The sequence below is a fragment of the Pseudomonas sp. PS01297 genome, assembly GCF_029959305.1.
GTDB classification, from domain to species: Bacteria; Pseudomonadota; Gammaproteobacteria; order Pseudomonadales; family Pseudomonadaceae; genus Aquipseudomonas; species Aquipseudomonas helleri.
In genome coordinates, this window is the sequence record NZ_JASCPQ010000089.1 from 1 (window position 1) to 23,074 (window position 23,074).

The 23,074-nt window shown below is 59.7% G+C and carries 19 protein-coding genes; 17 read left to right on the forward strand and 2 right to left on the reverse strand.

The features are described from left to right. Positions 1-118 precede the first annotated feature (118 nt). Genes waaF through QMX84_RS21260 form a run of 7 tightly spaced genes read left to right on the forward strand, consistent with a single transcriptional unit; the run spans position 119 to position 7,064 of the window. Positions 119-1,153 (forward strand): lipopolysaccharide heptosyltransferase II, encoded by a 1,035-nt coding sequence (gene waaF / locus QMX84_RS21230; protein ID WP_048366653.1) that lies wholly within the window; start codon positions 119-121, stop codon positions 1,151-1,153. Continuing rightward, positions 1,154-2,215, forward strand: a complete 1,062-nt coding sequence (gene waaC, locus QMX84_RS21235) for a lipopolysaccharide heptosyltransferase I (protein WP_282364706.1) — start codon at positions 1,154-1,156, stop codon at positions 2,213-2,215. Beyond that, positions 2,215-3,336, forward strand: a complete 1,122-nt coding sequence (locus tag QMX84_RS21240; RefSeq protein WP_282364707.1) for a glycosyltransferase family 4 protein — start codon at positions 2,215-2,217, stop codon at positions 3,334-3,336. Before waaC ends, QMX84_RS21240 begins: the two co-directional genes overlap by 1 nt. Then, positions 3,336-4,142 carry a lipopolysaccharide core heptose(I) kinase RfaP gene (gene rfaP, locus QMX84_RS21245; protein WP_282364708.1) on the forward strand — a complete coding sequence of 269 codons (807 nt, stop codon included), beginning with the start codon at positions 3,336-3,338 and terminating at the stop codon, positions 4,140-4,142. Before QMX84_RS21240 ends, rfaP begins: the two co-directional genes overlap by 1 nt. Then, positions 4,142-4,876, forward strand: a complete 735-nt coding sequence (locus QMX84_RS21250; protein ID WP_262125680.1) for a lipopolysaccharide kinase InaA family protein — start codon at positions 4,142-4,144, stop codon at positions 4,874-4,876. The genes rfaP and QMX84_RS21250 overlap by 1 nt, the downstream gene beginning before the upstream one ends. Next, positions 4,873-5,625 (forward strand): lipopolysaccharide kinase InaA family protein, encoded by a 753-nt coding sequence (locus QMX84_RS21255; protein WP_048366648.1) that lies wholly within the window; start codon positions 4,873-4,875, stop codon positions 5,623-5,625. Before QMX84_RS21250 ends, QMX84_RS21255 begins: the two co-directional genes overlap by 4 nt. Continuing rightward, the gene (locus QMX84_RS21260) at positions 5,625-7,064 is read left to right on the forward strand and encodes a lipopolysaccharide kinase InaA family protein (protein ID WP_282364709.1); all 1,440 of its coding nucleotides are present in this window, start codon (positions 5,625-5,627) and stop codon (positions 7,062-7,064) included. Before QMX84_RS21255 ends, QMX84_RS21260 begins: the two co-directional genes overlap by 1 nt. Before the next feature lie 189 nt (positions 7,065-7,253). Here the strand turns inward: QMX84_RS21260 and QMX84_RS21265 are convergent, their stop codons facing one another. Next, entirely contained in the window at positions 7,254-9,332 is a 2,079-nt protein-coding gene (locus QMX84_RS21265) for a TonB-dependent receptor (RefSeq protein WP_282364710.1), read from the reverse strand. A gap of 239 nt (positions 9,333-9,571) precedes the next feature. On the opposite strand from QMX84_RS21265, the gene QMX84_RS21270 reads away from it, so the two are divergent. The 7 genes from QMX84_RS21270 (at position 9,572) to QMX84_RS21300 (ending at position 17,772) form a co-directional block, all read left to right on the forward strand. Further along, entirely contained in the window at positions 9,572-11,329 is a 1,758-nt protein-coding gene (locus QMX84_RS21270; RefSeq protein WP_048366644.1) for a carbamoyltransferase, read from the forward strand. Further along, entirely contained in the window at positions 11,313-12,443 is a 1,131-nt protein-coding gene (locus QMX84_RS21275) for a glycosyltransferase (RefSeq protein WP_282364711.1), read from the forward strand. The genes QMX84_RS21270 and QMX84_RS21275 overlap by 17 nt, the downstream gene beginning before the upstream one ends. Then, positions 12,443-13,339 carry an antimicrobial resistance protein Mig-14 gene (locus QMX84_RS21280; protein ID WP_153328407.1) on the forward strand — a complete coding sequence of 299 codons (897 nt, stop codon included), beginning with the start codon at positions 12,443-12,445 and terminating at the stop codon, positions 13,337-13,339. Before QMX84_RS21275 ends, QMX84_RS21280 begins: the two co-directional genes overlap by 1 nt. A gap of 78 nt (positions 13,340-13,417) precedes the next feature. After that, complete coding sequence (locus QMX84_RS21285) at positions 13,418-14,842, forward strand: PIG-L family deacetylase (protein WP_282364712.1); 1,425 nt, start codon at positions 13,418-13,420, stop codon at positions 14,840-14,842. Beyond that, entirely contained in the window at positions 14,839-15,795 is a 957-nt protein-coding gene (locus QMX84_RS21290) for a glycosyltransferase (RefSeq protein ID WP_282364713.1), read from the forward strand. The genes QMX84_RS21285 and QMX84_RS21290 overlap by 4 nt, the downstream gene beginning before the upstream one ends. Before the next feature lie 67 nt (positions 15,796-15,862). Continuing rightward, positions 15,863-16,624 (forward strand): glycosyltransferase family 2 protein, encoded by a 762-nt coding sequence (locus tag QMX84_RS21295; RefSeq protein ID WP_282364714.1) that lies wholly within the window; start codon positions 15,863-15,865, stop codon positions 16,622-16,624. 47 nt (positions 16,625-16,671) lie between these two features. Beyond that, the gene (locus QMX84_RS21300) at positions 16,672-17,772 is read left to right on the forward strand and encodes a glycosyltransferase (RefSeq protein ID WP_282364715.1); all 1,101 of its coding nucleotides are present in this window, start codon (positions 16,672-16,674) and stop codon (positions 17,770-17,772) included. Here the strand turns inward: QMX84_RS21300 and QMX84_RS21305 are convergent. After that, on the reverse strand, positions 17,761-18,366 hold the full coding sequence (locus tag QMX84_RS21305) for a lipopolysaccharide kinase InaA family protein (protein ID WP_048366637.1): 606 nt from the start codon (positions 18,364-18,366) through the stop codon (positions 17,761-17,763). The two genes, QMX84_RS21300 and QMX84_RS21305, sit on opposite strands and share 12 nt — an antisense overlap. 98 nt (positions 18,367-18,464) lie before the next feature. Here QMX84_RS21305 and QMX84_RS21310 point away from each other — a divergent pair, with 98 nt between their 5' ends. The 3 genes from QMX84_RS21310 to hldE all read left to right on the forward strand — a co-directional run bounded on the left by QMX84_RS21310 (position 18,465) and on the right by hldE (position 23,005). Further along, positions 18,465-19,631, forward strand: coding sequence for an O-antigen ligase family protein (locus tag QMX84_RS21310; RefSeq protein WP_262125688.1), 1,167 nt, complete (start codon positions 18,465-18,467; stop codon positions 19,629-19,631). 15 nt (positions 19,632-19,646) lie between these two features. Next, a complete protein-coding gene (gene msbA, locus QMX84_RS21315; protein ID WP_262125689.1) occupies positions 19,647-21,458 on the forward strand; it encodes a lipid A export permease/ATP-binding protein MsbA in 1,812 nt (603 codons plus the stop codon). Positions 21,459-21,583: 125 nt separating this feature from the next. After that, positions 21,584-23,005 (forward strand): bifunctional D-glycero-beta-D-manno-heptose-7-phosphate kinase/D-glycero-beta-D-manno-heptose 1-phosphate adenylyltransferase HldE, encoded by a 1,422-nt coding sequence (gene hldE / locus QMX84_RS21320; RefSeq protein ID WP_048366634.1) that lies wholly within the window; start codon positions 21,584-21,586, stop codon positions 23,003-23,005. Positions 23,006-23,074 lie beyond the last annotated feature (69 nt).

Here is a 23,074-nt window from a genome sequence, read left to right on the forward strand (position 1 = left end):
AGCTTGCCTCGCGCTCTTTTGATCTTTAAAAGATCGCGAGGCAAGCTCGCTCCTACAGTTGAGTGTTCTGGCTGACGAGCATCAGGCCACTGCCTCCCTTGCTTGTTTATGGAAACTTATGAATATTTTGATCGTTGGGCCCAGCTGGGTCGGTGACATGGTGATGGCGCAGACACTGTTCCAGTGCCTGAAAAAGCGCCACCCACAGTGCGAAATCGATGTGCTGGCCCCTGAGTGGAGCCGGCCCATCCTTGAGCGCATGCCTGAAGTTCGCAAGGCCTTGAGCTTTCCGCTCGGCCATGGCGCGCTTGAACTGGCCACGCGACGCAAGATCGGCAAGTCCCTCAAGGGCCAATACGATCAGGCCATTTTGCTGCCTAACTCGTTGAAGTCGGCGCTGGTGCCGTTTTTCGCCGGTATTGCCAAGCGCACCGGCTGGCGCGGCGAATTCCGTTACGGGCTGCTCAATGATGTGCGCACGCTGGACAAAGAACGCTACCCGTTAATGATCGAGCGCTTTATGGCGCTGGCCTATGAACCGGGCGCCGACCTGCCCAAGCCGTACCCGCGCCCAGATCTGCAAATCGAGCCGCAAAGCCGCGAGGCCGCCCTGAGCAAGTTCGGTCTGGAACTGGACCGTCCGGTGCTGGCGCTGTGCCCTGGCGCCGAGTTTGGTGAGTCCAAACGCTGGCCGTCCGAGCATTACGCCAAAGTCGCTGAGCAAAAGATTCGCGAAGGCTGGCAAGTGTGGCTGTTTGGCTCGAAAAACGATCACAGCGTCGGTGAAGACATCCGCGCCCGGTTGATTCCGGGCCTTCGCGAAGAGTCCGTCAACCTCAGCGGTGAAACCTCACTGGCCGAAGCCATTGACCTGCTGTCGTGCGCAGACGCCGTGGTGTCCAACGATTCCGGGCTGATGCACGTGGCCGCGGCGCTCAATCGCCCGCTGGTGGCGGTGTACGGTTCGACCTCGCCGGGCTTTACCCCGCCGTTGGCCGATCAGGTTGAAGTGGTGCGTCTGGGCCTGGAATGCAGCCCGTGCTTTGAGCGCACCTGCCGTTTCGGCCACTACAATTGCTTGCGCGAACTGATGCCGGCGCCGGTGATTGAAGCCTTGCAACGCCTGCAGGTCACCCCGGTCGAGGTCAACTAGGTGCGTGTTCTGTTGGTGAAAACCTCATCGCTGGGGGATGTGATTCATGCCTTGCCGGCGCTGACCGATGCGGCTCGGGCCATTCCGGGCATCACCTTTGACTGGGTGGTGGAAGAAGGCTTTGCCGAAATCCCGACCTGGCACCCGGCCGTGGGCAAGGTGATTCCGGTGGCGATCCGCCGCTGGCGCAAAAATATCTGGGAAACCCTCAAAAGCGGCGAGTGGAAGCGCTTCAAGCAAGCCTTGCGCGCCGAAAAATATGATCTGGTGATCGACGCCCAAGGGCTGGTCAAAAGTGCTTTTTTGACCCGCTACGTCAAGGCGCCGGTGGCTGGCCTGGACAAACACTCCGCCCGTGAGCCGCTGGCCAGCCACTTTTATCAGCGCCGCCTGGCCGTGGCCCGTGGGCAGCATGCGGTCGAGCGTTTGCGCCAATTGTTTGCCGTCGCGCTGGGCTATGACCTGCCCAAAGGGCTAGGTGATTACGGCCTCGATGTTGAGCGCCTGGTTGAATTACCGCGCAGCAAACCTTATGCAGTGTTCTTGCATGGCACCACATGGGACACCAAACACTGGCCCGAAACCTACTGGCGCGATTTGACGGTGCGCATGGGCCATTTGGGCCTCGAAGTGCGCCTGCCATGGGGTAACCCGGCTGAAAAGGCCCGTGCTGAGCGCATTGCCAAGGGTCTGAAAAACGCCGTGGTCCTGCCCAAGCTGAACCTTTCAGGCGTGGCCAAAGTGCTGGCCAATGCCAGCGCATGCGTGGCGGTGGACACCGGGCTGGGGCATTTGGCAGCGGCACTGGATGTGCCGACCATTTCCCTGTTTGGCCCCACCAATCCCGGGCTTACGGGCGCGTACGGCAAGGTGCAGATCCACTTGGCCAGCGATTTCCCGTGTGCGCCGTGCCTGCAGAAAAAATGCACTTACCAGCCGACTGCACAGGACCAGCAGCGGTTTGATCTGAAAAACGAGTGGCCGTTGTGCTTCACTCGTCTGAACCCTGAGCGTGTCGCAAGTCGATTAAGCACGTTGTTACTGGCTGAGGAACTGCGCTGATGCAACTGGCTTTTGTGCTGTACAAATACTTCCCGTTTGGCGGGCTGCAACGCGATTTCATGCGCATTGCGCTGGAGTGCCAGAAGCGTGGGCACCAGATCCGTGTGTACACGATGATCTGGGAAGGCGATATTCCGCCCGGCTTCGAAGTGCTGGTGGCGCCGGTCAAGGCGTTCCACAACCACACCCGTAACGAAAAAATGCTCGCCTGGATGCAGGCCGATCTGGCCAAACGCCCGGTCGACCGTCTGATTGGCTTCAATAAAATGCCCGGCCTGGACGTGTACTACGCCGCCGACGGCTGCTTTGAAGACAAGGCGCAAAACCTGCGCCACTCGTTCTACCGCTTCTTCAAGCGCTACAAGCACTTTGCTGAATATGAGCGCGCGGTGTTCGACAAGAACGCCAAGACTGAAATCCTGATGATTTCTGAAGTCCAGCAGCCGCTGTTCATCAAGCATTACGACACCCCGTTGCAGCGTTTCCATTTGCTGCCGCCGGGCATTGCGCTGGACCGTCGTGCGCCGCCGAATGCGGCTGAGATTCGCGCCGATTTTCGCCGCGAATTCAACCTGGCCGACGACGACCTGTTGCTGGTGCAAATCGGCTCGGGGTTCAAGACCAAAGGCGTCGATCGCAGCCTCAAAGCCCTCGCGGCGTTGCCGTCCGAGCTTAAAAAGCGCACCAAACTGTTGGTGATTGGCCAGGACGACCCCAAGGTCTTTCAGTTGCAAAGCGCCACGTTGGGGTTGGGCGAGCACGTGCAATTTCTTAAAGGTCGCAGCGACATTCCGCGCTTCCTGCTGGGCGCTGACGTGCTGATTCACCCGGCCTACAACGAAAACACCGGCACCGTTCTGCTTGAAGCCTTGGTGGCGGGTTTGCCGGTATTGGTCAGCGCGGTGTGTGGCTATGCCCATTACATCAGCGACGCCGATGCGGGCCTAGTGCTGGACGAGCCGTTCGAACAGACGCAACTCAATGATTATCTGACCCACATGTTGTCCGACGATGCTGCGCGCGCGGCCTGGAGCCAAAATGGCCTGGCCTACGCGCAGACGGCCGACCTCTATAGCATGCCGCAGCATGCTGCGGATGTGATTCTGGCGGAGCAACACTGATGAAACTGATACTTGCCGAACCTTTCAAACGCTTGTGGGATGGGCGCGATGCGTTCACCGAAGTCGAGCAGTTGAGCGGTGAGGTTTACCGCGAACTGGACGGCCGCCGTACCTTGCGTACGGAAGTCGACGGGCGCGGTTACTTTGTGAAGATCCACCGTGGCATTGGTTGGGGTGAAGTGTTCAAAAACCTGTTCACCGCCAAACTGCCGGTGCTCGGTGCCGGCCAGGAATGGCGGGCGATCAAGCGTTTGCACGAAGTCGGTGTGCCGACCATGACCGCTGTGGCCTATGGCGAGAAGGGCAGCAACCCGGCCCAGCAACACTCGTTCATCATCACTGAAGAGCTGGCGCCGACCGTCAGCCTTGAAGACTTCAGCCTCAATTGGCTCAAGCAGCCGCCGCAGCCCAGGCTCAAGCGTGCGTTGATCGCCGAAGTGGCACGCATGACCGGCATGATGCACCGCGCGGGCGTTAACCACCGCGATTGCTACATCTGCCACTTCTTGTTGCACACCGACACGCCGGTGACCGCTGACAACCTGCGCCTGTCGGTCATCGACCTGCACCGCGCCCAGACCCGCGCCGTGATCAGCCGCCGCTGGCGCAACAAAGACCTGGCCGCGCTGTACTTTTCGGCGCTGGACATTGGCCTGACCCAACGCGACAAACTGCGCTTTTTGCGCGGTTACTTCCAGATGCCGCTGCGCCAGATCCTGCGCGAAGAAGCGCGTTTGCTGGCCTGGCTCGAAGGCAAGGCGCAAAAACTCTACGAGCGCAAAGTGCGCTATGGAGATGCACTGTAATGGCGGGTTGGACTCTGGAACCCGCTTACCGCGCGTTAGCACATGATTTTGGCAGTCTCGATGCGGTGTTTGCCCTGCAAGGCGAACACCTGACCCGCGATCCGTTGTCGCAAGTGATCCGCGTCGAGCGTGATGGCGTCAATTACTACGTCAAGCGCTACACCGGCGCGGGCAAAGGGCTGCGACGGTATCTGGGCCGCCCGCGGGTGAAGTCCGAGTGGCAGAACCTCAAGCGTTTTGCCAAGTGGGGCATCCCGACCGCCGAAGTAGTGGCTTGGGGCCTGGAGCGTAAATGCTTTGCCTACGCCCGTGGTGCGATGATTACCCGCGAACTGCCCAACACCCGCGATTTGTCGGAGTTGGCGGACAACAACGACCCGCTGCTCAAGGACCGTGTCTGGGTCGATGGTGTCAGCCGCCAATTGGCGCGCTACACCAAGACCATGCACGACCATCGCTTTACCCATAACGATTTGAAGTGGCGCAACCTGCTGATCGACGATCAGGCGCGTCTGTACTTGATCGACTGCCCCAACGGCGACTTCTGGCGCGGTTTCTGGCTCAAGTACCGGATCACCAAAGACCTGGCGTGCCTCGACAAAGTGGCCAAGTACCACCTGACAGCCACCCAGCGTTTGCGGTTTTATTTCCAATACACCGGGCGCACCACACTCAACGCGGCGGACAAAGAGCGGGTCCGCCATATCGTGCGTTTTTTTGAGGGCCGGGAATGACTGATTTTTTGGCAGGAGCCGAACGGGGTTTGCTGGAACGCAATGGATTGGCGGATTTCGATGCCCTGTGGAACCTGCAACTGGACGCGGTCGATGAGCCCAACACCAGCCGTGGCGGCTGGAGCACGGTGTTTCGCATGGACCTCGAAGGCCAGGGCTTTTACCTCAAGCGTCAGAGCAATTACTTGACCCGTACCTTGCACAGCCCGTTGGGCGAGCCGAGCTTTGCCCGCGAATTTCGCAATATTCAGCGTTACCAGCAGTTGGGCATTCCGGCGCTGGAAGCGGTGTTCTTTGGTGAGCGTAAAGTCGCTGGCGAGCGTCGGGCCATTCTGATGACCCGCGCGCTGGACGGCTGGAACGACCTCGATTCCCTGCTCGAACACTGGCCGCAACTGACCCACGCGCAGCAGCAAGCGATCTTGCGCACCTGCGGTCAGTTGGCGCGTCAACTGCACGCTGCGCGTCAGGTGCATGGCTGTTTCTACCCTAAGCACATCTTTTTGCAGGCAGACGGCGAGGGCTATCGCGCCCAGTTGATCGACCTGGAAAAGACCCGCCCCTTGCTGCTGGGCCAGCGTGACCGGGTCAAAGACATCGAACCGTTGTTGCGCCGGGCTCAGGTCTGGAACGCTGATGACGTGCGCACGCTACTTGCGGCGTACCTTGAACAGCCAGTCGAGAGCGGTTTGGTCGATGCCTGGTTTGAGCGTTTGAATGTTCGTCGCAGCCACAAGGAGAGCCGCTGATGCGCTTGTCCGAATTGCAAAAGGCCGGGCGCACGCCTTCGTTGCCGCTGAGCATTGAACTGGCTGACGCCGCCGGGCCTGCGCAATTGCAACTGTTGAGCCTGCTGCGGGTGTTGCCGGGGCAGCGCTACGTGGGTGCCGGGGTGTGGCGCGGGCGTACCGTGCTGGCCAAATTAATGGTCGGCAGCAAGGCGGCGCGCAACTTTCAGCGAGAACTGACGGGTGTGCGCCTGTTGGCAGAGCAAGGCCTGACCACGCCGCAACTGCTGGCCGACGGTCTGCAAGAAGGCGAGGGCGGCTGGCTGCTGTTTGAGTTTCTTGAGGGTGCGCAAAGCCTGGGCGATGCCTGGAACGCAGTTGCGGCGTTGCCGGTGTTGGCCGACGAGCAACAGGCGGTGCTGGCCGAGGCGCTGGAAGCGATCGGGCAGATGCACCTCAAGGGCCTGTGGCAAGAAGACCTGCACCTGGACAACCTGCTGCGCTGCAACGGCAAACTGTATTTGATCGACGGCGCAGGTATTTGCGTTGAAGAGGCGGGCAAACCGCTGTCGCGGCAAAAAGTGCTGGAAAACCTTGGGGTGTTCTTCGCTCAACTGCCTAAAAGCCTTGAGCCGTTTATCGAAGAACTGCTGGTGCATTACCTGCTAAGCAACGGCGAACACGCCTTGCCACTGGAGGCACTGCTCAAGCAGGTCGAAAAAGTCCGCGCCTGGCGCCTCAACGACTTCATGAACAAAGTAGGCCGCGACTGCACCTTGTTCAGCGTGCAAAGCGGGGCGTTTGCCTTGCGCGCATTTGCCCGCGAAGAAGAAGCCGCGATGTTGCCCGTAGTGGCCAAGGCAGATGCGCTGCTCGACCAGGGCTATCTGTATAAAACCGGCGGTGCGGCCAGCGTGGGCAAGGTTGACGTGGCGGGCCGCAGCCTGGTGGTCAAGCGCTACAACATCAAAGGCTTTGCCCACTGGCTTAAACGCTTCTGGCGCCCGAGCCGGGCATGGCATTCATGGCAGGAAGGCAATCGGCTGCTGTTTCTCGGCATCGCCACGCCCAAGCCGCTGGCGCTGCTGGAAACCCGCTTTTTGTGGTTGCGGGGCAAAGCGTATCTGGTGACCGAATACCTGCCCGGCCCGGACATCATCGAGCGTTTTGCGCCGTATCAAGACAGCGGCGACGCCCCTGAAGCCGAATTGCAGGCACTTGACCAGTTGTTTGCCAACCTGATTCGCGAGCGCATCAGCCACGGCGACCTTAAAGGCCATAACGTGTTCTGGGCAGACGGGCGCTGGGCCTTGATTGACCTGGACTCCATGTGCCAGCACTCATCGCCAGGCAGCTTCGCCACGGCCTACGCTCGCGACCGCGCGCGCTTTATGCGCAACTGGCCGGCGAGCAGCGCGTTGCATCACGTGATTGATGAGCGCTTGCCCAAAGCGGTGTAGCCCAGCTCTGTGGGCGCTGCTGCCCCGTCTTCGACGCCGCGCTGTCGCGCAGCAAACAGGCCACCGATAATCGACAGCATCCTCCAATCGGTTCCCTCTCCTTCGGGAGAGGGCTAGGGTGAGGGGGCTCTTAGATCAAGATCAAAAGATCGCGAGGCAAGCTCGCTCCTACAAGGTGTTTGGCGTGGCTTAGAAGCTGTATTGCGCCCCGGCGCCGGCGTACCACGAGCGGCCCGGTGCGGCTTCGTAGAAGCGGTTGTTGCCGTCGGCAACGATCACTGAGCCCACGTATTGGCGGTCCAGCAGGTTGTCCAGGCGCAAGGTCTGGTGGAAGGTCCAGTGATCAACCTTTTGCTCAAACTTCGCGCGCCAGTTGAACACGCTGTAGGCCGGTGCGGCTTTTTGCGTGTTGGTGTCTTCGACGTAGACCTTGCTGCGGTACATGCCTTCGATGGCGGTGCTGACCCAGTCGGCAGGTTTCCAGTTCACTTCGGCAAACAAAGTGGTCTGCGGCACGCCCGGCAGGTCGTTGCCTTTATCTATGAGGCCTTTGGGGCTGGTGAAGTCGCGGTCATAGGTGGCTTGCAGTCGGGTGTAGGTCAGGGTGGTGGTCCAGTCGTCGGCAATCTGGCTTTCGACCCCTAGCTCGAAGCCGCGACGCAGGGTGCGGCCCGCGTTCTGGTAGGTGGTGCGCCCGCCGGTATTGCTCAGCACTACCAGTTCGTCGGAGGTGGTGATCTGGAAGATGGCGGCATTGATGCGCGTGTTGGCGAGCTGAGCTTTCAAGCCCATTTCGTACTGCGTGCTTTCAGACGGTTTGAGGCCAAAGTTGAAGCCATTACCGTTTGGCGAGTAGGCCAATTCCGCCTGAGTCGGTGTTTCAAAGCCTTTGCCCGCGCTGACATAACCATGCAGCTCCGGGGTGAAGGCGTACATCACACTCATCGAGGGCGTGGCTTTTTCGTAGCGCTTGGTGCCGCTGTCGTCGCCGTTGCTCAAAAATTGATCATGCACGTCCAGTTCCATGGTGCTGTAGCGCAGCCCGGCCTGGACGGTCCAGTTGTCGATGGCCCAGTTGGCCTGCACGTACGGGTCGAGGCTGCGGGCGGTGTCGATTTCGTCGCGCACCAGCGCGCCTTTCACGCCCAGTTGGTCACCCACAAAGTTTTGGTAGCCGTGGCGGCTGTCCCGGCTCTGGTCGTAGTCCAGCCCGCCAATCAGGGTCAGGTCGCCGGGCACGCTGTGCACCGGTTGCAGCCAGCGCAGGCTGCCGCCATAAAACTTGCGGTCGAATTGCACCACGCCGCCGCCCTGGTTGTTGCCGGGCGTGCCCTTCGGAATCGCCAGGTACTGGATCACGCTGCGGGTGCCGTTGTAGGCATTGACCTGCAAGGTGGCATCGCCGAAGTAGCGCTCGTAGTTCAGGCCCACTTGTTGATGGTCGATGCTTTTACGGGTGTTGTAGGTCAGTGCCGCCGGGGTCACCGAGCGTGGGTCGGCTTTGTAGGCTGCCCAGGTTTGCCCCAGCGGGTCTTGGGTGCCGTTTTGCTCCAGGCTGCTGTAAATCAGCGCCAGTTTGCTGTCTTCGTCGGGCTTTAAGTTGAGCTTGGCAAAGGTCTGGTCGCGGCGGGCGGCGCTGTGGTCGCGGTAGCCGTCGGTGTCCATGCGCGAGGCGTCGAGCACAAAGCCCACGTCATCTGTCGCGCCTTCGGCCGTGAGGTGGTTTTTGCTCATGCCGTCGCTGCCCACCAGGGTTTCGGCACCGATGCGCGGCGGCCCTTCGCCATCGCGGGAGAACATTTGAATCACCCCGCCAGCATTGCTGCCGTACAGCGTGGCCGCCGGGCCGCGCAGCACTTCGATGCGCTCGGCGGTGTCGAGGTTAAACGTCGCGGCTTGGCCCTGACCGTCCGGGGTGCTGGCCGGGATGCCGTCGGCTATCAGCTTGATGCCGCGCACGCCAAACGCCGAGCGTGCACCAAAACCACGGGACGAGATTTGCAGGTCCTGCGCGTAGTTCTGCCGGTTTTGCACCACCAGCCCCGGCACGCGCGACAGCACTTCTGAGGCATTGATGCCCAATTGGCCATCGCTGATCTGCTGCTGGTTGATGCTGTCGACCGAGTAAGGCAGATCAAAACTGGGGCTGGCGCTGCGCGAACCGGTAATGACGCTGGGGTCCAGTTCCAGGGTTTCGGCGAAGCTGGCGGGGGCGAGGCAAAGCCCCGGGAGCAACAGGGCAAAGCGGGCAGGGGCAAAAAAATTCATGGGCGGTATCGGGGTTCCGTGTGACGCGACCCGTCTGGGCGACGGGTATCAGGCTAGCAGAGAGGGCACAGTCTAGCGGGCCTTCAGGCGCAAAGGTGATTACCTGAAAACTAGCGCTGGGTCATTCCCGTGCGCTTTACGCTATAATCCCGCCCTTTAGTTGTTTCTGCGCGTTGCGCGCAGTACACCCCTTTTTTCAGGCGCCCGCCGCCTGCCTGCATTTTTAAGAGGCTAATCCAGTGGCATTGACGATCCTTGGCCTGTCCGGCGCCCTTAGCCATGATCCCTCCGCAGCCCTCTATATTGACGGCAAGCTGGTTGCAGCGGCTGAGGAAGAACGCTTTGTACGCGACAAGCATGCAAAGAACCGCATGCCTTACGAGTCCGCAAAATTCTGCCTTGAGCAAGCGGGTATCAAACCTTCCGACGTTGATGTGGTGGCGATCCCGTTCGCCCCTGTCAGCTTGTTCGGCAAAGCCCGCTGGCACTACGCCAAGCGCTACTGGTACGCCCCGGATCGCGCTCTGGACGCGATCCTGATGGGCAACCGTCGCTACAAGCGCTATCGCAACAAGATTGTGTTCTGCCTGCAGCAACTGGGTTTTGATCCGAAAAAAATCAAGATCGAGCCGGTTGAGCACCATTTGGCCCACGCCTCCAGCGCCTACCACTGCTCGGGTTTCAAAGAGAAAACCGCGATTCTGGGTATCGATGGTAAAGGCGAGTACGCCACGACCTTCTTCGGTTATGGCGAAAACGGCAAGATCACCAAGATCAAAGAATTCTTCGATCCAGACTCTCTGGGCGGCCTGTACGGCGCGATCACCGAGTTCCTCGGTTTCGAGATGCTCGACGGCGAGTTCAAGGTCATGGGCATGGCGCCGTACGGCGACGCCAGCAAATACGACTTCTCGCGCCTGGCCTCGTTTGAAAACGGCGAGTTGGTGGTCAACACCGAGTACGCCAACGTTATCGGCCTGCGCCGCTACAAAGAGAAGGGCAAAGGCTTCTACTTCTCGCCAAAACTGATCGAGTGGCTGGGCCCCAAGCGCGAAGGCGACATCGCCGACGAGCCGTACATCCACTACGCCGCGAGCATGCAAGCGCTGTTTGAAAAACTGGCGCTGCAGATGATCGACTACTACCTGGGCGACATTCTCAAAGAGACCGGCAAAATCGCCTTTGCGGGCGGCTGCGCGTTGAACGTAAAGCTGAACCAAAAGATCATTGCCCGCCCGGAAGTCAAAGAGCTGTTCGTCCAGCCTGCGTCCGGCGATGCCGGTACGGCGGTGGGGGCTGCGGCCTATGTGTCCCACGCGCGCGGCGTGCCGGTCGAGAAGATGGAACACGTCTACCTCGGCCCTGCGTACAGCAACGAAGACGTGATCGCGGCGTGCGCCCGTCACCCGGGCAAGCCAGCCTGGCGCAAAATCGAAGGCACGCCTGAGAAAATCGCCAAGATCATGGTCGATGGCAACCCGGTGGCCTGGTTCCAGGGCCGCATGGAGTTTGGCCCGCGTGCCTTGGGCGGTCGTTCGATCATCGGTTGCCCGAGCAGCGAAGGCGTGGCTGACCGCATCAACGAACAGATCAAGTTCCGTGAGCGCTGGAGGCCTTTCTGCCCGTCGATGCTCGACACCGTGGGCCCGCAGATGATCAAGGTCGATCACCCGGCACCGTTCATGACCTTCACTTTTGAAGTGGCTGAAGAGTGGAAAACCCGTGTGCCAGAGGTTGTCCATGAAGACGGTACCTCCCGCGCCCAGGTGCTCAAGCGCGAATACAACCCGCGCTACTACGACATGATGAAAGCCCTTGAAGTGCTGACCGGCAACGGCGTGTCGCTGAACACCTCGCTCAACCGCCGTGGTGAGCCGATGGTGTGCTCGCCGACCGACGCCCTGAACATGTTCTTCGGCTCGGACCTGCAGTACCTGATCATGGAAGACATTCTGGTGGTTAAAGAAGGCGCGGAGCGTTATGAATCGCTCGACTGAGCGTCATGTGCTGCAGTTCTGCCACGGCTATGACGGGCCGTTTCTGGACTGCGCGCGCCAGTACGCCAGCCTGTTTGCCGGCAGCGGGTACAAGGTCACCACGGTCTTTTTGACCGGGGCGGCCGACCCCGAAGTCGCCGCAGGCTGCGCGTCGGACGAAGTCTTGTTTATGGAGTTCAGCTCCAAGGCCATTCGTGGCCTCAAGCTGGGCGCCATCGCCAAGCTGCGTAAAATCGCCGCCTCGCGGGCATTCAGCTTTTGCATCGCCCACCGCTTCAAGCCGATTTATATCGCCTTGTTGGCCACCGGTTTGCCGGTGATCGGCGTGCACCACGCGTTTGGCGACTACCAGCGCGGCAGCCGCAAACTGTTCGCTAACCTGTTTCGTAAGCGCCTGAGCCTGCTCGGGGTGTCTGATGCGGTGCGTGACGACATGCGCCAATGCCTGCCCAAGTGGCCGACCGGGCGTATCAGCACGCTGTACAACCGCATCGATATCGACGCCGTACAAGCCAGCCAACTGCCCGGCACCCAGGCGCGTGAAGCGCTGGGGTTATCGGTCGATGGTTTTATTGTGGGCAATGTCGGGCGCCTGCATCCGGACAAAGACCAGGCCACGCTGATCAAGGGTTTCGCCCAGGCACGGGCAGACCTGCCAGCAGATAGCCAACTGGTGATTCTGGGCAAAGGCCGTCTGGAGCAAGACCTCAAAGAGCTGGCCCGTGAACTCGGTGTTGCCGAGCAGGTGAAGTTTTTGGGCCAGGTGCCCGATGCACGGCGTTATTTCCGTGCGTTTGATGTGTTTGCCCTCAGTTCCGATCACGAACCGTTTGGCATGGTCTTGCTGGAGGCCATGGCCGCTGGCGTGCCGTTGCTGGCCACGGCCTGTGGCGGCGCCAAGGAAGTGGTGGAAGGTGTGGGGATCTTGTTCCCGCTGGGCGATGTCGAGCATTTGGCCCAGGGCATCAAGCACCTGTCGGTGCTCACCGATGAGCAGCGCCATGCCTGTGCTGACCTGATGCTGGCGCGCCTGCATGAGCGTTTTAGTGATCAGGCCGTTCATGACCGGTTCTGGCAGTTGCCGCAAGTCACCGACCTGATTGCGGGGGCCTGATGCTCAATTATTTCCAGGGCTGGCGTGAGCGCGGCTGGAGCGTTGTTGACGCGTCTGTTTACGCAGAGGCCTGGCAACGCTTTGGTGGCAGCGTGGCCACGCACCCAATGGTGGTTGAGCGTTTGGCTCAGTTGGCGGGTATCCCGGTGCGCTACCTGGCCTGGGAGCAAAACGGTGAAGTGAAAGCCGCGATTCCGACCTGGGGCCGCGACCTGGCTTTGTCCAAGGACGTGCTCAAGCGCCACGGCAAAAAAGGCCTGTTTGACCTCGGTAATGCCGAGATCATTCTGCCGGCTGCCGACGGGGCCAACGTGCCCTTGCGTCACCGTGGGCGTTACCTGTCGCAGCTCAATGAGGGTCGTTTCAGTACGCTGATCCAGCAAACCGAACAGCTGGCGATGGCCCGCACGCCTGAAGAACTCTCGAAAAAATTCCGTTACAACCAACGCCGCGAACTGCGTTTGCTGGAAGAGGCGGGCGGTGTGGTGCGCCCGGTGACGGACTTTTCCAGCACTGAACTGGCGGCCATTTACTGCGATCTGTTCCTGCGCCGCTGGGGCTTTGTGGCCACGGGCGCCGAGCGCATGGCCGACGTGGTCGAGCTGTTGCGTGAGCTATTGATCGGTTCGGTCATATTCCTTAACGACGCGCCTATTGCCATCCAGTTGGTGTACCGGGTTGAATCCCCGCAATGGATCAGCGTTGAGTACGTCAACGGCGGCGTTGACCCGCAAACCCGAGATTTCAGCCCCGGTAGCGTATTGAGCTTTCTCAATACCCAATCGGCCTGGGAGCAGGCGCGCAGCGTTAACAAGCCTTTGCGTTTCTCGTTCGGCCGCGCCGACCGCGAATACAAAGAGCGTTGGTGCAACCCGGTGCCGGTGTTTAAAACGTAAATGATCCGTTGTAGGCGCGAGATTGCGGGTGATCTTTTAAAAAGATCGCGAGGCAAGCTCGCTCCTACAGGAGAAAACATGAGCCGCAAACAGCAACTCCTCAAGCGCCATCGGCGCAATAAACGAATTGGCTTGCTGGTTGGCCTGCTGGTGCTGATTGTCAGCGGTGTCTGGCTGGCCTGGTGGTTGCCGCCGGTATTGGCGGTGCTGGGCTGGGTGGCGCATGAGGCCTGGTTTGCGGACCATCTGTTTTATTCGCCCCAAGACGACTACCAGTACGCATTCGATCCGGACGGCGAGTGCCTAGACGTGCACCTTGAGGGTGAACGCCTGGTGCTCGATCAGCCGTTGAGCGTGACCGGCAATCAAACCCTGATTTTGGCCATCAAGGTCAGCAGCCGCGGGCTGGGGCGTTTTATTGACCCGAGTATTCAACTGCTGGGCGGCGAACAGCCCGATCAGCAAACCTTCGAGCGCGGGGTCAACGGGCTGCGCTATTTGAACTTGAGTGAGCACGCCGGTGCGTTGGCCCGTGGCGAGTTGCGCCTCAAAGGCCGGCATTGCCGCGTCTCTGGCCAACCCCGGTTGTGGTTGTTCCGCCAACCCGATTACCGCGAGCAGCGGGTCATGGTCATTGCGCCCCATGCCGACGATGCGGAACTGGCGGCGTTTGGTCTGTACAGCCAGGCCAAAGAGGCGTGGATCGTCACCCTGACGGCCGGTGAAATCGAAGCCGAGCATTATCAGCAGATGGGCCTTGAGCGCGCCGAAGCCGCGCGTCTCAAGGGCCGCTTGCGGGCATGGGACAGCTTGGCCGTGCCGCGCTGGGCCGGTGTGCCTGAGGCGCATTGCGCACAGTTGGGTTACTTCTGCCTGCAACTGCCGGCCATGCAGGCCGCACCGGATCAGCCAATGCCGTCTCGCGAGGCGGATATGAGTGACATCCGGCTATTTCGTCAGCTCAATCCGTTTCCGATGCCCGGCGATGGCGATGGCGCACCGACCTGGAATAACCTGCTGGCGGATTTGCGTGCCTTGATCCTGCGCGCGCGGCCTGAAGTGATTGTGCTGCCACATCCCTCGCTTGACCCGCACCCCGACCACATCTGCGCACAAGCGGCGGTGTTCGAGGCGTTGCAAGGGCTGGAGTGGCAGCCGACGACGATTTTGGGCTACGCCAACCATTTGCATGACAATGACCGCTGGCCCATGGGCAATAGCGGTGATGGAGTGGCTCTGCCGCCGGTGTTCGATGCGTCGCTCAGCTTGCACCCGTGCAGCCTGCCGCTGACACTGGCCCAGCAACGCGACAAGGCCATGGCGCTGGGCATGATGCACGACCTGCAACCGCGCGCTGCACTCAAGCGCCGCGTGCGCCGGTCAATCCAGGCGCTGCTGGCGGGCAGACGGCCATCGCCTTATGGCGAGAATGAATATTTTCGTAAAGCAGTTCGACGGCATGAGCTGTTCTGGCGCCTCAAGGCGTCGCAAGGAAACCCATGAAAGTTCTATTTCTAGTACAGAAAGAGCAGCGGGCCATTCTGGATCGCTTGTATGACGGCATTGCAGCCCATTGCGAGTGCGATACGCGCTGGCTGAGCAGTGACGAGCAACGCAACTTGCGCAGCTACTTCCGCCGCGAAGTAGACGTGTCGCGTTATGACCGCATTGTGTTTTTCTTGCGTTTTAAACAAGAGATCCGCCAGGTCGGCTTTATCCGTACCGTGCCCAACCTGGTGATCCTTGAGCACGATGCGTATCAAAATTACATCGAGTGCAAATACACCGGTAAATTCAGCGCCCATTACCGCCAACTGCCGTGGGCCCGGGTGATCACCTCTGGTTTTATGGTCACCGAGCGCTTGCGCGAAGAGGGCTTTGACGCCGTATTTGTGCCCAAAGGCTACGACCAGACGCTGCTGCATGACTTGGGCCGTGAGCGCGACATTGAGTTGGCGTTTGTTGGCAGCACCAACAGCGTGGCTTACAGTGGCCGCAAAGCGTTGCTCGACGAGTTGGCCAGCGTCGAGCCGCTGGTGGTGACGCGCACCAAGTCTGGTGATGACTACCGCGACACCCTTAACCGCATCCGCTTTTTTGTCAGCGCGGACGTGGGCATGGGCGAATACATGATCAAAAACTTTGAGGCCATGGCCTGCGGTTGTGTGTTGCTGGCGTTTGATCAGGGTGAAGCCGAAAACCGTGCGTTGGGCTTTGTCGACATGCACAACATTGTTTTTTATCGCGACATTCCAGAGCTGCAAAAAAAACTGCAACAGCTGCGTAATGATCCGCAACTGGCAGCCGATATCGCTCTTCGTGGTCGTGATCTTGCGGTGTCGCAGTACAGCTTCGGTCGAATTGGCCAGCGCATTGTTGAAGAGCTGCAACCGGCACTACGTCCGCATCCACCCTTGTCCTGGGTCGATCGGGTGCGATTGAAACTGGGGATTTGAGACATCCCCCGGTGCCATCGTGGTGATACCCAAGGGACTGAAACTATTTAATGAGAGGAGGCGAACCGTGCGGTTCTGCCAAGAAAGTGACATCACCCTGGTTGTGACAAGCTGCGGCCGTCTTGACTTGCTCAAGCTGACGCTCGAAAGCTTTGACCGGTTCAATACCGCGCCCATTCGTGAAGTCTTTATTACCGAAGACTCCGGTGATGAGGCCGTGCGCGAGGCTATTCCGCCCAATTGGCGTGAGCACTGCACCGTTTTCGTCAACAAACCGAAACTTGGGCAGTTGGCTTCCATTGATCTGGCCTACTCTAAAGTCAGCACCGCGTACATTTTTCATTGTGAAGACGATTGGGAGTTTTATCGCCCGGGCTTTGTCGAAGACTCAAGAGCGATTCTGGAGAACAAACCAGAGATCTTGCAGGTCTGGCTGCGCAGCTACGCACACGACTTGCGCATTCACAGCCCTTACCTACATTACGGTGAGCGCGAGGTGATTGCAGGCGTCGCGTGCTACCCGGTGCTGTCGGATAAACCCGAATGGCAGAGCTTCTCGCTTAATCCTGGATTACGCCGTTACAAAGAATATTTGTTATGTGCGCCTTATAGCGGTCATGGTGGCGAAAAAGCGCTGTCCAAGCGCTATGCCGAACTTAATCTGCAAGCGGTGGCCCTTGAAGCTGACGCGGTGTTGCACACAGGCTTTGGCAACCATGTCGAGGTGCCTGAAGAGCGCCAGCGCAAGCTGCGACGCGGTCGTCGGGAGCGGATCAAGTTGTTCGTTACGTTGTTGGTGGGCGTGCTAATAGGCGTCCTTATCAGTTAGCAGGTACAGGTTTGAATGGTGATGATTGAACGGCGAGGAAGCGTGTGATGAGCATCATTAATGTGATGTGGTCAGGCGGTTCTCCTTATGCGTCTGTACACAAGGTTCACCAGCAAATCCTCTCTCAGGCATCACCGGGTACACCGGTAAAGACCTGGCTTTTACAGCACTCTGCCCCGGCTTGCCTGCGCGAGCTTGGGCAGGTTGAGGCTTTGAAGTTGTCGACGCGCTTTTTAAAAGGGCGGGGCATCTGGGCGTTATCGCGCCCGTGGCGTAATTGTTTTTTTCGCAAGGCCCTGCTCAAAAATGACGCTCGGCAGGTGCTGATCGATGGGCTGGGCGTGGCTCGGGTGCTGTTGCCGGCCTTGCGCACACTGCCGCACGTACGGGCGGTGGTGATGTTTCACGGCTCAACCCGCCTGCAATGCAAAGATGTCAGGCTGCTTCGCCAGTTTTCCAGCGAGCAACTGACACTCTGTGCTGTCTCGCAAACCCTCGCAGACTCCATTTCGGCCGATCTCAAGTTGCCGGTGGTCACCCTGAGCAGCATGCTCAACCCGCACACATTCGAGCAGCAATTGTTGCCGCGTGACCAAGCGCGCCAGCAACTGGGCATTCCTGCGGGTACTCATCAAGTGTTCGGTGCTGTAGGCCGGCTGGTGGACTCCAAGGGCTTTGACACCTTGCTCAGCGCCTTTGCCAAAACCCTCGTTACCCACCCGGATCGGCTGCTGATCATCATCGGCGAAGGCGCCATGCGCGCCGAGCTGGAGGCGCAGGTCAAGGCGCTCGGGCTGCAAGGTAAGGTCTTGCTGCCGGGCTACGTCGACAACGTGGCCAGCCTGTATCGGGCATTTGACTGGGTGCTGATACCCTCGCGGGCAGAAGGCCTGGGGCTGGTCGTCCAGGAAGCGGTCATTGCTGGCGTGCCGATACTGGCCAGTGACTTGCCTGTGTTTTATGAGCAGTTAGGCGAGGCGGGGAACTACGTGGCGGTCGGCGATGAGTCGGCATGGGCACGGGCGATTGAAGCCAGCGACGGGTTGTCGACAACAGAAGTGGCTGCGCGCCAGCACGCAAGCCTTGACCCGGAACATGCCTGGCTGCGCTTCAGGCAGGCATGCACCACGGTGTTGTCAGGCCTTTAAAAAGGCGTCTTTGAGGGCTTGAGCGGGGAATTTATCGCTGAGGCTCTCGCGCTCGATATAACGCAAGAAGTGTTGCAGGTTGCGCTGGACCAGCTTTTTGGACAGTGGCGCCCTCACAAAACTCATGTCGGCGACATCAATCAAACCCCACGCGTTGTCAGGGGTCACCACAATGTTGCCCAAGTGCAGAGAGCGGAAGTAAATACCGGCCGCGTGCAATCTGCGAATCAGCTCGATAAGCTTCGGCAGATTTTCTGACCAGTCAAAACCGTTTTTTTCTGCGATCTGACGCAGGGTTTCACCGGGCAGCGGACGATACAGCACCGCGGTCATGCCGGGTTTATCCAGGCGGTAAAACGCCAGCACCTTGAGGGTGGGAATACCCAGCTTCTCGAGTTGGGCCGCGTTATCGATAAAACGTTTGGAATAAGGGCGCAGCAAGGCGGACGACAGAAGACGCTTGCGGCGAAACAGTTTCACTATGTTCCCGTCTTGCAGCAGGTAGACTTTTGCACCATAACTGTCCGCCTCAAGAATTTTGGCGCCTTCAATCATTTGATTTAAAGCGGCTTGTGGAAGCCGTGAACATTGCATCGTAGAACCCTTGCGAGCAGTCAGACACGCAATGATGCCGAAAAAGTGGCGCTTTAACCATGCCAGGTTGGCCGGGTAGATGATTTAGGAGCGGGATGATGTACGAAAGTCGTTGGGCTCAGACCCTCATGACCTGCGGCGTGCTGTGGTTCATGTTGGCGATTGCATTTGCCCCTACCAACAAAATCTATCAACAGGGCCTGGTGGTGTTTGTCTGGCTACCGACATTGTTGGTGGCTTGGTCTGCTCGCCCGGTTTTGGCGCAGGTCTGGCACGCGCAAAGAGCGCTGTGCCTGGCATTGATCGGTTTGGCCGCCTGGGCCACCCTCAGCTTGAGCTGGAGTGGCCAGCCCCTGAGTCAGGCCAAGCAATTGCTCTACATCGCCTTGTTTGTGGTGTCATGGCCGATTCTGGCCAATGGCCGCCCTGAACGTGTTGTGCGCTTGCTGCAATGGGGCGGGCTGGGGCTGGCGGTGATGGCGGCAACGGCCATGGTGCGCTTCTATTTTATTGACGCTCGGCCCTTGATGGACCGCCTGGAAGGTCTGGGCGAGTTGGCTCACCCCATTTTGGGTGCTTATGCGGTGGGTATCGCCGGTGTCTGGATGTTGCACTGGATGCCGCGCGAGCGTGGAATGCGAGCCCTGTGGTGGGTCGCCCTGGGGTTGTTGGGCGCCTTTGTGGTGTTTACCCAGAGCCGCGGTGCGGCAGTGGCGCTAATGGTGACGGTGCTGGCCATGCCGCTATGGCGTTGCAACCGTCAGACAGTGGTCATCTCGGTGGCCGGGCTGATTGGCGCCGGGATCGTGTTTTGGTGCATGCAGGCGCAGATGATGTCGCGCGGCTCGTCCTATCGGCCCGAGTTGTTTATGTCGAGCCTGCAGATGATCAAAGCGCACCCATGGCTCGGCCTTGGGCTTGAGGCGCCGTTTGGTGTGCCGGCGCTGGGGATCATGTTTGATCATTCGCACAACCTGTTCACCAGTGTGGCGATCAGTTTGGGCTTGCCGGGTTTGCTGCTGTGGAGCATCGCCTGGTTTTCGGTTTTGGTATATGGCTGGCGCGCTCGCGCGACTTTGCTGGGCCAGGGATTGGTGGGCATGTGGGTGTTTTCGACAATGGCCATGCAGTTTGATGCGGCCAGTTTGCTTGATACCCCGCGTGCCGAATGGTTTATCACCTGGCTGCCCATTGCCGTGGCGACTCTTTTGTCGTTCAAGACGGCGCAGGGTGAAGCCTGTGATAAAATTTCGCGTTTTCCTTAATCAGTGAGCTCTACGATGAGTGATTCACCGTCCGAAGAAGGACAGAGTTCAAGCCTGAAAATCTACTTCCGGCTCTTGAGTTATGTGAAGCCCTACATCGGCCTTTTCCTGCTGAGTATCGTTGGCTTCCTTATCTTCGCTTCGACTCAACCCATGCTGGGTTACATCCTCAAGTATTTCGTTGACGGCTTGTCCAATCCGGATGCCGTGCTGTTTCCGAACGTGCCTTACCTGCGTGATATGCGCCTGCTGCAGACCGTGCCGCTGTTGATCGTATTGATCGCGGCCTGGCAAGGGCTGGGGTCTTTCCTGGGTAACTACTTCCTGGCCAAGGTTTCGCTGGGCTTGGTGCACGACCTGCGGGTGCAGCTGTTCAACAACCTGCTGGTGCTGCCTAACCGCTATTTCGACAAGCACAACTCGGGGCACTTGATCTCGCGCATCACCTTCAACGTCACCATGGTCACCGGTGCTGCCACCGATGCAATCAAGGTGGTGATTCGTGAAGGCATGACCGTGGTGTTCCTGTTTGCGTCGCTGCTGTGGATGAACTGGCGCCTGACGCTGGTGATGGTGGCGATCCTGCCGCTGATCGCGGTGATGGTGAGTACGGCCAGCAAAAAATTCCGCAAGCAAAGCAAGAAAATCCAGGTGGCGATGGGCGACGTGACCCACGTGGCGTCCGAAACCATCCAGGGTTACCGTGTGGTTCGCAGCTTTGGCGGCGAAAAATACGAGCGTGAGCGTTTCCTCAAGGCCAGCCAGAGCAACACCGACAAACAACTGCGCATGACCCGCACCGGGGCGATCTACACCCCGATGCTGCAATTGGTCATTTACATCGCCATGGGTGTTTTGATGTTCCTGGTGCTGTACATGCGCGGCGATGCCTCGGCGGGCGACATGATCGCTTACATCACCCTGGCCGGCTTGCTGCCCAAGCCGATCCGTCAGTTGTCTGAAGTCAGCTCGACCATCCAGAAGGGTGTCGCCGGTGCTGAAAGCATCTTTGAGCAACTGGACGAAAAACCGGAAGTCGACACCGGCACCGTTGAGCTGGACCACGTGAGTGGCCGTCTTGAGGTGCGCAACCTCAACTTCACCTACCCCGACACTGAGCGCCAAGTGCTTAAAGACGTGTCGTTCACGGCTGAGCCGGGGCAGATGGTGGCACTGGTCGGGCGTTCGGGCAGCGGCAAGTCGACGCTGGCCAACCTGATTCCGCGTTTCTATCACCACACCTCGGGCGAGATCCTGCTCGATGGCGTGGAGGTCGAAGACTATCGCTTGCTCAACCTGCGCCGTCATATCGCGCAAGTGACCCAGAACGTGACCCTGTTCAGCGACACCGTGGCCAACAACATTGCCTACGGCGACCTGGCCGGTGCGCCACGGGCCGACATCGAAAAGGCTGCGCGTGATGCCTACGCGATGGACTTTATCGAGCAGTTGCCCAAAGGCCTGGACACGCCGGTGGGTGAGAACGGCGTGCTGTTGTCGGGCGGTCAGCGTCAGCGTCTGGCGATTGCCCGCGCCTTGCTCAAAAATTCGCCGCTGTTGATCCTCGATGAGGCCACCTCAGCACTGGATACCGAGTCTGAGCGCCACATTCAGGCGGCACTGGACCACGTGATGGAAGGGCGCACCACGCTGGTAATTGCGCACCGTCTTTCGACCATCGAAAAAGCTGACCTGATCCTGGTGATGGACCAGGGCCAGATTGTCGAGCGTGGCACTCACGGCGAGTTGCTGGCGCAGAACGGCTATTACGCCCGTCTGCACTCGATGGGCCTGGATGCGCCGCTGGCGTCTGGCGACATCACCTGAACACCGACGGGGGCAGGTACGCCTGCTCCCGTCGGCGCATTTTCCCTGCGATTAACACCGTGAACTGACCTGCGTTCACCCTGTGTTAATATCGCGCCCCTGTTCATTTTGTATGTGGGTCCTCCATGAAGTTGTCCATGCCGCGATTCGATCAAGCCCCTGTCTTGGTGGTAGGCGATGTCATGCTCGACCGTTACTGGCATGGCGGAACCTCACGGATTTCCCCTGAGGCGCCCGTGCCGGTGGTCAAGGTCGAGCAAATTGAAGACCGTCCGGGTGGTGCTGCCAACGTTGCCTTAAACATTGCTGCCTTGGGCGCACCGGCCTCGCTGGTCGGCGTGACGGGCAACGATGAGGCTGCCGACAGCCTGGCCAACAGCCTTGAAGGCGCAGGCGTTCGCGCCTTGTTCCAGCGCATTGAGCACCAGCCGACCATCGTTAAACTGCGGGTCATGAGCCGTCACCAGCAACTGCTGCGTATCGACTTTGAAGAACCGTTTGCGACTGACGCCCTGGCGTTGGGCGCTGAAGTCGAGCGCTTGCTCGACGGTATTAAAGTGCTGGTGCTGTCTGACTACGGCAAAGGTGCGTTGAAAAACCATCAGGTATTGATCCAGGCCGCCCGTGCCCGGGGCATCCCGGTGCTGGCTGATCCCAAAGGTAAGGACTTCTCGATTTATCGGGGTGCGAGCCTGATCACGCCGAACCTCAGCGAGTTCGAAACCATCGTCGGTGGCTGCATCGACGAGGCCGACCTGGTGGCCAAAGGCGCCAAGCTGATGGCCGATCTGGAGCTGGGTGCTTTGCTGGTCACCCGTGGCGAGCACGGCATGACCCTGTTGCGTCCGGGCTTTGCTGCCATGCACTTGCCGGCACGCGCCCGTGAAGTGTTTGACGTGACCGGTGCCGGTGACACGGTTATCTCGACCCTGGCGGCGGCCATTGCTGCCGGTGAAGAGCTGCCCCATGCCGTGGCCCTGGCCAATCTGGCGGCGGGTATTGTGGTGGGCAAGCTGGGCACGGCGGCCATCAGCGCCCCGGAGTTGCGTCGTGCCATTCAGCGTTCGGAAGGTTCCGAGCGTGGCGTGCTGAGCCTCGAGCAACTGCTGCTGGCCATCGACGATGCGCGGGCGCACAACGAGAAAATCGTCTTCACCAATGGGTGCTTTGACATCCTGCACGCCGGCCATGTGACCTATCTGGAGCAGGCGCGGGCGCAAGGTGATCGTTTGATCGTTGCCGTGAACGACGACGCCTCCGTGAGCCGCCTCAAAGGCCCGGGTCGCCCGATCAACAGCGTTGACCGGCGCATGGCGGTACTGGCGGGTCTGGGGGCGGTGGACTGGGTGATCAGCTTCCCTGAAGGCACCCCGGAAAACCTGCTGGCCCAGGTCAAGCCGGATGTACTGGTTAAAGGCGGCGATTACGGGATCGACCAAGTGGTCGGTGCTGACATCGTGAGCGCGTACGGCGGGACAGTGAAAGTGCTGGGGTTGGTAGAAAACAGCTCGACCACGGCCATCGTCGAGAAAATTCGCGGCCAGTAACAATGCAATCCTCTGTAGGAGCGAGCTTGCCTCGCGATCTTTCAAGATCAAAAGATCGCGAGGCAAGCT